The organism is Saccharothrix texasensis (assembly GCF_003752005.1).
Taxonomy (GTDB): Bacteria; Actinomycetota; Actinomycetes; order Mycobacteriales; family Pseudonocardiaceae; genus Actinosynnema; species Actinosynnema texasense.
The window spans coordinates 9,135,736-9,149,166 of record NZ_RJKM01000001.1; the positions used below are offsets into that span (position 1 = coordinate 9,135,736).

The following is a 13,431-nucleotide window of genomic DNA, read 5'->3' on the forward strand; positions in this document are numbered from 1 at the left end:
CGGCGGGCGCGGTGCGTGGAGCAGCCGGGCGAACGCTGTGACGGAGGAGGAACCGTGGCGCGAAGCCCGGCGTGGGCGAGCCGGCCGAAGACGCGCGGCCTGGTCCTCGACGTGATCAGGGCGGCGCGCTCGATCAGCCGGGTGGAGCTCGCGGCGGCGACCGGTCTCACCGGCGCGACGATCTCCGAGGTCGTGCGCGAGCTGCTGGGCGACGGCCTGGTCGTCGAGGCCGGCCGGGGCGCGCCGACGGGCGGCAAGCCGCGCACGCTGGTCCAGCTCAACCCGACGGCCCGCTACGGCGTGGGCGTCCACCTGGAGCGCAACACGTGCGTCATCGTGGTCGTCGACCTGGCGGGCCGGCCGGTGGCCCGGACCTCGTTCCAGGGCGTGGCGTCGCTGCCGCCGGAGCGGGCGCTGCCGATGGTGGCCGCGCAGGTGGACGCCCTGCTGACGACCGCCGCCGTCGAGCGCGGCAAGGTGCTCGGCGTCGGCCTGGTCAGCTACGGCCCGCAGGACCGGGGCGCGGGAGTGCTGCTGACGCCGCAGCCCACGGAGGAGTGGCGTGACCACCCCGTCGCGCCACGGCTCGCGGAGCACCTCGGCCTGCCCGTGCTGCTCGACAACGACGCCGCGGCGGCGGCCATCGGCGAGTACTGGCTGGGCGCGGTGGAACCGCACAGCACCTACGGCTGCATCTACATGGCCACCGGGATCGGCGGCGGCGTGGTGGTCGGCGGCGAGGTGTACCGGGGCAGCTCGTCCAACACCGCGGAGATCGGGCACATCTCGATCGACGTGCACGGTGACGACTGCCCGTGCGGCAACGTCGGCTGCCTGGAGAACTACGCGGGCCCGTCGGCCTTGGTCCGTCAGGCGTTGGAGACACCGGGACTGGCCCGGCGGCTGGCGCTCGACCCGGCCGCCGACAACTTCCTGACCGAGTTCGCCCGGATCGCTGCGGCCGCGAACGCCGGCGACACCGAGGCCCGCGCGCTCGTCGAGCGGTCGGCGCGCTACCTCGGGCACGCCGCGGTCACCCTGGCGGTGCTGTTCGACCTCGACCTGATCGTGCTGGCCGGGCAGAGCTTCGCGGTGGCGGGCTCGACCTACCAGGCGGTGATCCAGCAGGAGCTGGACCGCCGGCTGTTCTCGCGGCGGGCGCACCCGGTGCGGGTGGTGCCGTCGGTCAACGGGTCGGACGCGGCGGCGATCGGCGGGGCGGTCCTCGTCCTGCAGAGCGAGCTGACCCTCGGCCGCGGCCGTCCCGAGGACGGGCCGCGACCGGTGCCCGCCGGCGCGGCCGAGGCGCCCTGACCGGTCTGCAGGACGCTCGGCGACAGGTCGCTGCCGGTGTTCTGGAACACCGGCGCGTCGCACCGGGTCCGGCCGACCGGGGCCCGGAAGCCCCGGGACTCCTCGACGTGCCGCTCGCGGGCCAGGTCGACGCGCCGGCTTAAGCTGCCTGACTAAGTCGGCAAGAGGCAGAACGGCCGCTGTCGGCTCGGTCGTCGCCATCGGAGACGGATACCGAAGCGGCTGCTGTTGACTTACTTCACCTCCCTGAGTAACTATCGGGGCTCTGCCGCACCGGCTCGGGCGCGCCGCCTCGACCGACCCGAGGCGCGTAGCGCCGGTCACGACCGCTGAGGGCGTGGCCGTCGACGCGGTGGTGGACGACGTGACCGGGTCGACCCGGTCGCCCGCGACACGCTCGACGGAACCCGGCGGGGTTTCGAGTAAAGGAAAACCGCATTCCGGAGTTGATGGCCGCGGTGGGGGGTGATCGGTCGCATCTCCGGAATTCGGCGACCTGTTTTCGCAGTTGAGCGCCGGTTTCGTCGGCGAAGTGGATGGCGCAGGCGAATTCGGCGGCAAGGTCTTCAGATTTCCCGGCTTCTTCGCTACCTTCTTCCTGGGAGCGCTCCCAGACCAGTTCAACCGTTCCTGGAAGACGTGGCGGAGGACCGGGTGTCACCCGCACGAAGGAGTGCTGATGTTCGGAACAATCAGGAAACGCCGCACCGCGTTAGCCGCGTTGGGCGCTGTGGTGTCCCTCGCGAGCACGGCCCTGATGGCCGCGGCGGGTGGGTCGTGGGCGAGTGACGCGAACGCGGCGGCGGCGTTCGCGTGCCGGGTCGACTACTCGGCCCACGACTGGGGCAGCGGGTTCGGCGCCAACGTGACCATCGCCAACGTCGGCTCGTCGGCGGTCACCGGCTGGACGCTGACCTACTCCTACGCCGGCAACCAGACCCTCCGGCAGGGTTGGAGCGGTGTGTGGTCCCAGACCGGCAAGCAGGTCACCGTGACCAACGCGAGCTGGAACGGCACGATCCCGGCGAAGGGCAGCGTCTCCACCGGGGCGAACTTCTCCTACGGCGGCAGCAACGCCAAGCCGACGGACTTCGCGGTCAACGGCGCCCCGTGCACGGGCACCGACCCGACGACGACGACCACCACCACGACGACCACTACCACCACGACGACCACTACCACCACGACGACCACCACCACTCCGCCGGGTGATGGTCCGGCTCCGGAGCTGCGGGTGTCGGGCAACGAGCTGGTGACCGCGGGTGGTGATCCGCACCGGCTGCTGGGCGTGAGCCGTTCGAGCGGCGAGTTCGCGTGCGTGCAGGGCAAGGGCATGTGGGACGGCGGGCCGGTCGACCAGGCGTCGGTGGACGCGATGAAGACCTGGAACATCCACGCGGTGCGGATCCCGTTGAACGAGGAGTGCTGGCTGGGCGTCTACGGCACGCCCGGCGGCGCCACCTACCAGCAGGCCGTCAAGGACTACGTCGACCTGTTGGTGGCCAACGGCCTCAACGTGATCCTGGACCTGCACTGGACCTGGGGCGCGTACACCAACAGCCCGGACTGGCACTGCAAGGACGAGCACGCGGTGTGCCAGAAGCCGGCGCCGGACGCGAAGTACGCCCCGCAGTTCTGGACCGGTGTCGCGAACGCGTTCAAGGACAACGACGCGGTCGTGTTCGACCTGTTCAACGAGCCGTACCCGGAGATGCCCGCCGAGTGGGACAAGACCCTGGGCTGGCAGTGCTGGCGCGACGGCGGCACCTGCGCCGGCATCCCCTACGAGGTCGCGGGGATGCAGGACCTGGTCGACGCGGTGCGGGCCACCGGGGCGACCAACGTGCTGATGCTGGGCGGCCTGGAGTGGGCCAACGACATGCGCGAGTGGCTCACCCACAAGCCGGTCGACCCGCTGGACAACCTCGCCGCTTCGTGGCACGCCTACAGCTTCAACGCCTGCGCCACCGAAGCGTGCTGGGACACCCAGATCGCGCCGCTGGCGCAGCAGGTCCCGATCGTGCTCGGCGAGTTCGGCCAGGACAACTGCGCCTTCGACTACATGCAGCGGTTGGTCGACTGGGCCGACGCGCACCACATCAGCTACCTGGCGTGGACGTGGAACCCGTGGGGTTGCAGCACGGGCGCGGTGCTCATCAAGGACTGGAGCGGCACGCCCGAGCCCGGCGTCGGCGAGGGCCTCAAGGCGCACCTGCTCTCCGTCGAGCCGTAACCGCCCGTCGAGAACCGGCCGGCCCGCCGACCACCCGGCGGGCCGGCCGACCCCGGCGGAACGATCGAGGGCCCGTCCCGGGCCCTCCGGAGTCAGTCGAGGGGGTTGCAGCGAGCCTGGCCGAACACCAGGTAGCCGCGCTGCACACCGGAGTTGTCGACGCTGCCGTCGCAGTCGATCGACCGGAAGCCGTTGAACACCGTGTGCTCCGGGTCGGCGTACCACTGGTACAGGCACGCGTAGCCGCTCTTGCACACCGGGATGGCCTGGGCGGAGGCAGGCGCCAGGGCGACGACCCCGAGTGCCGCCACGACGCCGACCAGCAGACGACGGATCACGGTGGACCTCCTTGCCCGGGACCGGGCCCGGGTACGCGGGTGCGGGACTTCTGAAGGATGGCAGCAGCACCGGAAACCACAGCACCACCGATCGGCAGAACGCTTCGGAGGTCCGGCGCCGGGCCGTCAGCCCGGCGGGGTCAGGTAGCCGCGCGAGAACGCGGCGGCCACGGCGGCCGCCCGGTCCTTGACGCCCAGCTTCGCGTACACGTGCAGCAGGTGCGTCTTGACCGTCGTCTCGCTGATGAACAGCCGCTTCGCCGCCTCGCGGTTCGTCGAGCCGCGGGCGATCAGCTCGAGCACCTCCAGCTCCCGCTGGGACAACGGCGCCGGCGCCGGTCGGCGCACCTGCCCGACGAGCCGGGTCGCGACGGCGGGGGAGAGCACCGCCTGCCCGCGCGCCGCGGCCTCCACCGCGCGGACCAGCTCCTCCCTCGGCGCGTCCTTGAGGAGGTAGCCGGTGGCGCCCGCCTCGATGGCCGTCAGCACGTGGCTGTCCGTGTCGTACGTGGTGAGCACCAGCACCCGTGACGGCACGCCGCGCTTCGCCAGTTCCCGGATGGCGGAGACCCCGTCGGCGCCGGGCATCCGCAGGTCCATGAGGATCACGTCGGGCCGCAGCCGTTCCCCGGCGGTGACCGCCTCCACGCCGTCACCGGCTTCGCCGACCACCTCGAAGCGCGGGTCGGCGCCGAACATGCCCCGCAGCCCGTCCCGCACCACCGGGTGGTCGTCGACGATCAGCAACGAGATCAACTCCCACCCCCCACGGGGATCGCCGGCACCGTCGCCGTGATCGCCGTGCCGCCGCCCGGCTCCGACTCGACGTCCAGCCGCCCTGCGAGGCGCTGCACCCGCTGTCGCATGCCGGCGAGCCCGAAGCCGCCGTCCGGTGAACCGCCGGCGCGCTTGGCGTCGGGCGCGAACCCCACGCCGTCGTCCAGCACGTCGAGGGTCACCAGGTCCTCCATGTACGACAGGGTCAGGGCGACCCGACCGGCTCGGGCGTGCTTGGCGACGTTGGCGAGCGCCTCCTGCGCGGTCCGCAGCAGCGCCACCTCGACGTCGGTGTGCATCGGCCGGGCGTCGCCGGTCGTGGTCAGCACCGCCTCGACCCGGTTCACCTCCGACCACCTCCTGGTCACGTCGCCGATCGCGTCCGGCAGGCGGGCTTCCGCCAGGGCGGAGGGTCCGACGGCGTGCACGGTCCGGCGGGCCTCGGCGAGGCTCTCCCGGGCCAGGTCCCTCGCGTTCGCCAGGTGCCGTCGCGCCGTCACCGGCTCGTCCGACGCCTGCTCGGCCGCCTGGAGCTGGGTGAGGATGCCGGCCAGGCCCTGGGCGAGCGTGTCGTGGATCTCCCGCGCCATCCGCTGCCGCTCGTCGAGCACGCCCGCCTCGCGCGCCTGCACCAACAACTGGGCGTGCAGGCCCGCGTTCTCCGCCAGCGCGGCCTCCAGCTCGGCGTTGGCCCGGTGCAACTCGACCAGCGCCCGCTTCTGCCGGTGGTTGCGCCGGTCGGCCATCACGTCGGCGTGGAAGGCCGCCGTCGCCAGCACCATGGTGATCAGGCTGACGGCGGGCCACTTCCACCACTCGTCGGCGGTGATGCCGGCCGAGCCTCCCACGTACGAGACAGCCGAGGTCGTGGACGTGACGGCCACGCCGGCGTACCGCCACCGGCCCTTCAAGTACTGGAACGCGTGCACGTAGCCGATGAACGCGAAGAAGCCGAACCAGGGTGTGAGCAGCACCAGGCAGCACGTCATCGTGACGAGACCCGCGTAGTACAGGCCCATCAGGGGGCCGTCGCGGTGCGACTCCGGGTGCAGGGTGTGGAACCAGAGCACCCACGCGGTGAGCGCGGTCGAGAGCCCGAGCACCGCCGGGACGTGCACCGGCGCGTGCCAGAGCGGTTGCAGCAGCGTGAACAGGACGCTGATCGCCAGCAGGGGGTACGGCAGGACCTTCAGGACCGCGGTCTCCCGGCGCTCCCAGCGGTCGAACTCCTCGCGCAGCTCGGCCTCGACGCCCACGACCTACTCCCAGCGGAAGTACCGCGCGGCCGGGATCCCGGCCACGACCGCCCAGCCCAGCACCACGGCCAGGTGCAGCGGTTGCGGCCAGTGGCCGGCCGTGGCGTCCTGCAATGATTGCACGCCCGCGCCCAACGGGGTGAAGTCGCTGATCGTGCGCAGGACGTCGGGCATGCTGTCGCGCGGCAGCCAGAGGCCGGCGAAGAACGCGACCGGGAAGAACACCAGCGTCCCGATCGCGCCGGCGCTCTTCCCGGTCGACGCCAGGGAAGCGATGAGCAGGCCGATCGTGAACACCGCCAACGCCGCCGGCAAGTAGCCCAGGAGGTAGGCGAGCGGGTGCCGGGGCAGGCTCACGTCGAACGCCAGCCGGCCGATGAGGAGCACGACCAGCGCCGTCGCCACGGACAGCACCACGGCCATCAGCAGCTGCGCGCCGAGCATGACCCTCGGTTCGACCGGTGTGGTCCGCATCCGCCGCAGCACGCCCTTCTCCCGGTAGGTGGCGAACAGCTGGGGCAGGCAGGTGAACGCGAACAGGGCCAGGCCCAGCGCGACGATGATCGGCACGTAGAGGTCGATCGGCCGCAGACCGGCGGCGTCCTCGGAGGGTTCGCGCATCGCGGGGATGACGCCGAAGATGACGATCAGCAGCGGCGGGAAGGCGAGCGTGAAGAACGCGAGCACCGGCTCGCGGAAGAACAGCTTCACCTCGGTGGCGGTGAGCCGGGACAGGGCGGACACGGTGGTCTCCTCAGGAGTCGGTGGGGTGGCCGGTGAGCGCGACGAACGCGTCGTCGAGCGAGGTCTGCTCGACCCTCAGCTCGGCCGCGGTGATCCGGTGGCGGGCGAGCACGGTGGTCACCGCGAGCAGCAGGTCGCCTGTGCCGGACACGACGAGCCGGTCGCCGGTCTGCCGGACGGAGGTGACCTCGGGCAACGCGGTGAGCACGGCGTGGTCCAGCGGCGCGGACGGGCGGAAGCGCAGCCGCTGCCGGTCACCGACCCGCGAGACCAGCCCGGTCGGCGAGTCGACCGCGACGACCCGGCCGGAGTCGATCACGGCCAGCCGGTCGCACAGCCGTTCCGCCTCCTCCATGAAGTGCGTGACGAGCAGGATCGTCACGCCGCGGTCGCGCACGCCCGCGATGAGGTCCCACGCGTCGCGGCGGGCCTGCGGGTCCAGGCCGGTGGTCAGCTCGTCGAGCACCGCCACCCGCGGCCGGCCGATCAGCGCGAGCGCGATCGACAGGCGCTGCTTCTGCCCGCCGGACAGCCGGCGGAACTGCGTGTCGAGCCGGTCGGTCAGGCGCAGCACCTCGACCAGCTCCCGCCAGTCGGCCGGCTTGCGGTAGAAGGAGCTGTAGAGCTCCAGCGCCTCGCGGACCTGGAGCTTGTCGGGCAGCTCGCTCTCCTGGAGCTGCGCGCCGAGCAACTGCCGCAGCTCGCCGGCGTCGCGCCGCGGGTCGAGTCCGCAGACGCGAACGGTCCCGCCGTCCGGGGTGCGCAACCCCTCGACGCACTCGACGGTCGTGGTCTTGCCGGCCCCGTTGGGGCCCAGGATGCCGAAGATCTCGCCCTGCTCCACGGCGAAGCCGACCCCGTCCACCGCGGTGTGGTCGCCGTAGCGCTTGACGAGGCCGTCTACCTCGATGATCGCCATGCCGGAAACCCTGCCGCCCGCGACGGCCCGCCGGATCGACCGCGCGGGCCGGAATCACCGCGGACGCGGTAGAGCACCCCATCCTCCGATCGGAGGATGCCCGGCCCGATCGCGAACGTCGGCGAGCGGTACCCGAACCTTCGGCTGGCCGTGCCGGTGGCGGAGCTGGAACCGTTGGCTCGTCGACGAAGTCGCCCGACGGGTGGTACCGAACCTCACGACCGGCAGCGCCGGACCTCACGAGCGGAGCCAGAGCCATGCTGACGTTGGGCATCAGCGGACACTTCGACCTGTCGCCGGTGTTGTACCGCAGCTACATGCACGACGCCGCGGCCTGCCTGGTGGCCGACGGCGAACTCGTCGCGGCGGTCGAGGAGGAGCGGTTCAACCGGATCAAGAAGACGAACAGGTTCCCGACCGGCGCCGTGCGCGCGTGCCTGGACCTGGCCGGCGTCCGACCGCGGGACGTCGACGCCGTCGGCTACTACTTCGACCAGGACCTCCTGGACCTGGGCCTGCTGACCTTCCAGGTGGCGGCGCCCGTGCGACCGGGCACGTCCGGCCTCGACCTGCTCCGGGACCGGCTGCGCGCCCGGTTCGACTGGGACATCGCCCCGGACCGGGTGGTGTTCGCGCGGCACCACCTCGCGCACGCGTGGTCGTCGTTCGCCCGCTCGGGCATGGCGGACGCGCTGGTGGTCGTCATGGACGGTCGCGGCGAGGACGTCTCCACCACGATCTACCTCGCCGGGTCGGGCGAGATGCGCGAGCTGCGGTCCTACCCGGTGCCGCCCTCCCTGGGCCTGCTCTACCAGAACGCGATCGGGCACGTCGGCTACGGCTTCGGCGACGAGTACAAGGTCATGGGGCTCGCGCCGTACGGCGACCCGGCGGCCTACCGCGAGCAGTTCCGCAGCCTCTACACCCTGCTGCCCGACGGCGATTACGAACTCGTCGCCGGCCTGCCGGACATCAACCCGACCGTGGCGCCGTTCCACGCGATCGGGTTCCCCACCCGGACCGCCGGCGAGCCGGTGACGCAGGAGCACCAGGACTTCGCGGCCGGGCTCCAGGAAACGCTGGAAGTCCTGGCCATGCACGTGATCGCGCACTGGGCGCGGCAGACGGGCGCGACCAGGCTGTGCTTCACCGGCGGTGTCGCGCACAACAGCAGCCTCAACGGGGTCATCCTGCGGTCGGGTCTGTTCGAAGAGGTGTTCGTGCACCCCTCCTCGCACGACGCGGGCGCGGCGGAAGGTGCGGCGATCGTCGCCGCCGCCCGCCTCGGCACACCGCACACCCGGGTCGGACGGTTGACCAGCGCGAGCCTCGGCCCCGACCTCGGCACACCGGACGAGGTCGAGCGGCAGTTGTCGGAGTGGAGCGGCATCGTGGACGTCGAGCGGCCCGAGGACGTCGTCGACGCGACGGCGCGGCTGCTCGCGGACGGCGCGGTGGTCGGTTGGGCGCACGGGCGGTCGGAGTTCGGGCCGCGGGCGTTGGGCAACCGGAGCATCCTGGCCGACGCCCGCCCGGTGGAGAACCGGGACCGCATCAACGCCATGGTGAAGAAGCGGGAAGGTTTCCGGCCGTTCGCACCCGCCGTCACACCGGAGGCCGCGGCCACCTACTTCGACCTCACCGGCACCAAGGCCGACCACGGCTTCATGTCGTTCGTGGTGCACGTCCAAGAGGACCGGCGCGCCGAACTGGGCGCCGTCACGCACGTCGACGGCACCGCCCGCGTCCAGGTCGTCACACCCGGGGCCAACGCGCGCTTCCACCAACTGATCACCCGGTTCGGCGAGCTCACCGGCACCCCCGTGCTGCTCAACACCTCGTTCAACAACAACGCCGAACCCATCGTGCAAACCGTGCACGACGCCCTCACCACCTACCTGACCACCGAGATCGACGTCCTCGTGGTCGAGGACTTCCTGGTCCGGCGGCGGGAACCGGTGATCCGGGCGCTGGACGACCTGGTGCCCGCGTTCCGCCCGGACACCCGGCTGCGGCAGGACTGGCGGCCCGGCGACGAGGTGCGGGGCGAGGTCTACCTGAGCTACTCCTTCGGCCCGTCGGCGAAGGTGTCGCCCGCGGTGTTCGACCTGCTGGCCGCGGTGGACGGGGAGAGCACGATCGCGGCGCTGGCGGGGGAGCTGACCGACGAGGCGCGCGCCGAACTGGTGTCGTTGTGGCGGCGGAGGTTCTTCACCCTCGCGCCCAAGCGGTGACCCGAGGCGTCGACCGCTCCCGGCGACCACCTCCGCGCGCCTCGGCGGGGCGGGGGGAAGGCGCGCTACCCTGCCTGCCCGCAACCGCGTGACCGGAGGAGTCGGTGCTGGGATGACGACAGAGCGGCCGATGCCCACGCAGGACGACGTGCTCGGGTACTTCACCACGCTGTCGAACTGGGGGCGGTGGGGCGAGGACGACGAACTCGGCACGCTGAACCACATCACCGACGACGTCCGGGTGGCGGCGGCGCGGGCCGTGCGCCACGGCCGGAGCGTGTCGTGCGCGTGGGAGGTCGCCGCGCCGGGAGACGTGGAGCGGGCGACGACGACGTGCCCGTGCGCCGCCGACATGCCGGGCGCCGAGCACATGCCGCCCGCCTTCCACCAGGACCGGCGCTGGGGCTTCTCGTCCGAACGGCTCGGCCTCGCGTTCCACGGCAACACCATCACCCACGTCGACTCGCCGTGCCACATCTTCTGGGACGGCACGATGTACAACGGGCGGTCGCACTCGCTGGTCGACGCCGCCACGGGATCGGCGTGGGCGGCCGTCACGGCGGCGGCGAACGGGATCATCACGCGGGGTGCGCTGCTGGACGTCGCGGGGGTCCGCGACGTGCCGTGGTTGGAGCCGGGGCAGGGCGTGTTCCCCGACGACCTGGAGGAGGCCGAGCGCCGCCAAGGCGTGCGGGTGCGACCCGGCGACGCGGTGCTCCTGCGGACCGGTCAGGGCCGCGCCCGGCGCGAAGCCGGTGAGACGGGCGGGTTCACGCAGGCCGGCTGGCACGCGTCCTGCCTGCCGTGGCTGCGGGAACGGGAGGTCGCGCTGATCGCCGCCGACACACCCCAGGACGTCCAGCCGTCGGGGTACGACGCCGTGTTGATGCCGGTGCACGCCGTGGGGCTCGTCGCGATGGGCCTGTGGCTGCTCGACAACTGCGACCTGGAGGCGTGCGCGTCGACGGCCGCCGAACTCGGCCAGTGGGACTTCCACCTCGCGGTCGCGCCGGTGCGCTTCGCCGGCACGTCCGGCAGCCCGGTCAACCCGATCGCCACGTTCTGACCGCGGCACCCGTGCCGCCGGGCAGTGCCCCGGCCACGCGTCCCCTCGGCTGCCGGCTCGTCCGTCACGAGATCCCCCAGTACGTTTCCGCGACCACTTCGAGCACCCGGCCGCCGGGGGACTGCGCGCCCGGCACGGGCAACGCCTCGGTCAGCTCGACGCCGCCGGGGAACCGGGACAGCAGCCGGGGCAGGCAGCGCAGGTGCAGGGCGTTGCCGAGGTCGACGTACTGCGGTTTGGCCCGGATCAGCCTGCGCTCCAGGTAGTCGGCGGGCAGCGACGCGGCGCGGGCGTCCACGAACACGTGCTCGGGCAGCCCGTGCCGGGCGCGCCACCGCGCCACCGCTGGTGCGACCGACTCTTCGGCGCCCAACTCCGGGAGCACGGCGAAGTCCCACGTGCGGCGGGCCAGCACCACGTCGCGGTAGCGCAACCCCCCGCGCCGCACCACGTCGCCGTCGACCTCCCTCGACCGCAGCGACCTCAGCGCGACCCAGCCGCACGCCAGGTCCGCGTGGAGCGGGAGGTGCCGGTCGGGCAGCATCAACGGCAGCAGGAACCCGAGGTACACCACGTCCAGCGGCTCACCCCGGTGCACCACCCTGACCTCGTCGGTCCGCGGGTCGTGCCGGAGCTGGAGCTCGTCGGCGGGCAGGTCGGCCCACCGGGCGTCCTCGCCGACCTCGTGGGCGGCCAGCAACGGGTGCAGGTTGGCGTTGAACCCGCGCAGCGGCCGGAACTGGGCGAACCGCTCGCCGAGCGCCCGCCGCAGCTGCGCGGCCACCGCGTCCGCCGCGCCGGGCAACCGCCGCAGGAACCGGCTCGTGAACTTGCCGAAGCCGGGGTAGACGTGGTTGACCACCAGCCGCCCGTCCCGCGTCGGCTGACCGAAGAACGCGTACGAACCGGGACGGCGCAACCACTCCGGCACGTGGTCGGCGGCCTCGCGCACCAAGTCGTCGGTCAGCACCCCGTCCGCGCGCACCGCCGCCGCGATCTTCGCGCGCGACTCCACCAGCGCGACGACCGCGGGATCACGCTGGGACTCGGCGACGTCCTGGGTGACACCCGACAGGAAGATCGCGGACTCCGCGAGCGACGCCACGCCACCGGGGCCGACCGCCTCGACGAACCGGTTGCGCACCAGCCTGCGCAGCAGCACCTGCTGGTCGAACAGGACCAGCAGCGGGGTGAGCCGGGTCAGCGCGTCGGCGCCGGTGGCGGGCACCGGGACCGGCCGGGGGAGGAGGACGTCCTCCAGCACCGGCGCGATACCGGTCAGGTCCGCGCCGACCCGTTCGCCGAGGTCGCGCCAGCCCGCGGTGAGCTCGGCGGTGGCGACGGCCCGCTCGGAGGGCGCCGCGGTGGCGAACGCGGCGGTGGTCGCCACCAGCCGGGTCAGCCGGTCGGCCACGTCGTGCGCGCCCAGTCCGCGCAGCCACTCGGCGATCGCCGCCGGCGCGTCCGGGTCCTGCGGGTGCACCGGCTCCACGGGCACCAGCAGCCCGAGGTCGAGCACCCGCTCGACGTAGGCGCGGGCGGCGGCGCCCGCATCGGGCGCGGACAACCTGGCGGCCAGCGCCTCGGCCAGCTCGGCGGGCGTCACGCCGGCCGGACCGGCGTCCCGCACCGCGGCCACCAGGAACCGCAGCGGCGCCGTGGCCGCCACGTCCACCTGTTCCTCGCGCGTGAGGTCGACCCGTGACGGCGGGGCGCCGGGTCCGGGGACGACCGGCGTGTCGCGGCGGAACAGCAGGTGGCCGTCGTGCTCGCGCAGGCCGGGCGCGAGTCGGTGCGGCCGGTCGCGGAAGGCGGCGACCAGCCGGGTCAGCAGCACCCGGTTCACCTCGGTGTGCGCCACCGGTCGCACCCGCGGCCAAGGACCGTCACCCCAAGTGCCCCACCCGACGTGGGTGTACCAGGACAGCGGGCTGGTCTTGGAGGTGGCGCGCAACGCGTACCGCAGCACCGTCGCCTCGGCCTTGCGGGTCCTGCGGTCGGGCGTGCCGCCGCCGGCCGCCGCGCGGGTCAGCCCGTGCAGCAGGTCCGCGCCGGTCAGCACCCCGGCCAGCCGCAGCGGCTCGGCCCGGCACAGCTCGGCCAGCACGGCGCGTTCGGCGGCCAGTGCGGCCGGCCACGCGTCGAGCGCCGCCCCGGTCGCCTCGTCGAGGGCGGCCCGTTCGTCGAGCCACCGCGTCACCAGCGGGACCCTCTCGGGCAGCGCGCCCAGCTCCGCCAGCAGCGCGGGACGCGGCGAACGGTCGTTGTGCACGTCGCGCCGCAGGGGCAGGACCACCCGGCGGTGGAACTCGGCCGGGTGGTCACCGGCGCTGTCGTGCAACGCGTCGGCCACCTCGGGCGCGAGATCCCGGAGGCGGGACCGCGCCGCGACCACGGCCGCCATCGCCGCCCGGAAGCCGTTCGCGCCCGCCGGTGGCACGGGGTGGGGCAACGCCGCCACGCGGACCAACGCGTACGGCGCCAACTCGGTGGTGATCACACCAGCCATGCGCGCTACCTCCACGGGGTGGGTCGGGGGCGCCGGAACCG

Annotated in this window: 10 protein-coding genes; 4 read left to right on the forward strand and 6 right to left on the reverse strand. The window is 73.1% G+C overall.

Annotated elements, in window-relative coordinates; genetic code table 11:
- The first annotated feature begins 54 nt into the window (after positions 1-54).
- Together EDD40_RS40705 and EDD40_RS40710 are read left to right on the forward strand one after the other, a co-directional pair.
- Positions 55-1,314 carry an ROK family transcriptional regulator gene (locus tag EDD40_RS40705; protein WP_170185391.1) on the forward strand — a complete coding sequence of 420 codons (1,260 nt, stop codon included), beginning with the start codon at positions 55-57 and terminating at the stop codon, positions 1,312-1,314.
- 679 nt (positions 1,315-1,993) lie between these two features.
- The gene (locus tag EDD40_RS40710) at positions 1,994-3,547 is read left to right on the forward strand and encodes a cellulase family glycosylhydrolase (RefSeq protein ID WP_246038262.1); all 1,554 of its coding nucleotides are present in this window, start codon (positions 1,994-1,996) and stop codon (positions 3,545-3,547) included.
- Between the two features lie 92 nt (positions 3,548-3,639).
- Here the strand turns inward: EDD40_RS40710 and EDD40_RS40715 are convergent, their stop codons facing one another.
- The 5 genes from EDD40_RS40715 to EDD40_RS40735 form a co-directional block, all read right to left on the reverse strand.
- Positions 3,640-3,885: a DUF6289 family protein gene (locus EDD40_RS40715; RefSeq protein WP_123747597.1), complete on the reverse strand. Its 246-nt coding sequence runs from the start codon at positions 3,883-3,885 to the stop codon at positions 3,640-3,642.
- 126 nt (positions 3,886-4,011) lie between these two features.
- Positions 4,012-4,641, reverse strand: a complete 630-nt coding sequence (locus EDD40_RS40720) for a response regulator (RefSeq protein ID WP_123747598.1) — start codon at positions 4,639-4,641, stop codon at positions 4,012-4,014.
- A complete protein-coding gene (locus tag EDD40_RS40725; protein ID WP_123747599.1) occupies positions 4,638-5,918 on the reverse strand; it encodes a sensor histidine kinase in 1,281 nt (426 codons plus the stop codon). The genes EDD40_RS40720 and EDD40_RS40725 overlap by 4 nt, the downstream gene beginning before the upstream one ends.
- 3 nt (positions 5,919-5,921) lie before the next feature.
- On the reverse strand, positions 5,922-6,662 hold the full coding sequence (locus tag EDD40_RS40730) for an ABC transporter permease (RefSeq protein WP_123747600.1): 741 nt from the start codon (positions 6,660-6,662) through the stop codon (positions 5,922-5,924).
- A 10-nt stretch (positions 6,663-6,672) separates the two neighbouring features.
- A complete protein-coding gene (locus EDD40_RS40735; RefSeq protein ID WP_123747601.1) occupies positions 6,673-7,581 on the reverse strand; it encodes an ABC transporter ATP-binding protein in 909 nt (302 codons plus the stop codon).
- Between the two features lie 257 nt (positions 7,582-7,838).
- Between EDD40_RS40735 and EDD40_RS40740 the strand changes: the two genes are divergently transcribed.
- Together EDD40_RS40740 and EDD40_RS40745 are read left to right on the forward strand one after the other, a co-directional pair.
- A complete protein-coding gene (locus EDD40_RS40740; RefSeq protein ID WP_123747602.1) occupies positions 7,839-9,815 on the forward strand; it encodes a carbamoyltransferase family protein in 1,977 nt (658 codons plus the stop codon).
- A gap of 112 nt (positions 9,816-9,927) precedes the next feature.
- Positions 9,928-10,881, forward strand: coding sequence for a cyclase family protein (locus tag EDD40_RS40745; RefSeq protein WP_246038264.1), 954 nt, complete (start codon positions 9,928-9,930; stop codon positions 10,879-10,881).
- 64 nt (positions 10,882-10,945) lie between these two features.
- Here EDD40_RS40745 and EDD40_RS40750 read toward each other — a convergent pair whose 3' ends face one another.
- The gene (locus tag EDD40_RS40750) at positions 10,946-13,390 is read right to left on the reverse strand and encodes a lantibiotic dehydratase (protein ID WP_123747604.1); all 2,445 of its coding nucleotides are present in this window, start codon (positions 13,388-13,390) and stop codon (positions 10,946-10,948) included.
- Positions 13,391-13,431 lie beyond the last annotated feature (41 nt).

Coding starts and splice junctions, on each gene's coding strand:
- EDD40_RS40740 (WP_123747602.1), top strand. CDS start 7,839: ATGCTGACGTTGGGCATCAGCGGACACTTCGACCTGTCGCCGGTGTTG.
- EDD40_RS40735 (WP_123747601.1), bottom strand. CDS start 7,581: ATGGCGATCATCGAGGTAGACGGCCTCGTCAAGCGCTACGGCGACCAC.
- EDD40_RS40745 (WP_246038264.1), top strand. CDS start 9,928: ATGACGACAGAGCGGCCGATGCCCACGCAGGACGACGTGCTCGGGTAC.
- EDD40_RS40710 (WP_246038262.1), top strand. CDS start 1,994: ATGTTCGGAACAATCAGGAAACGCCGCACCGCGTTAGCCGCGTTGGGC.
- EDD40_RS40750 (WP_123747604.1), bottom strand. CDS start 13,390: ATGGCTGGTGTGATCACCACCGAGTTGGCGCCGTACGCGTTGGTCCGC.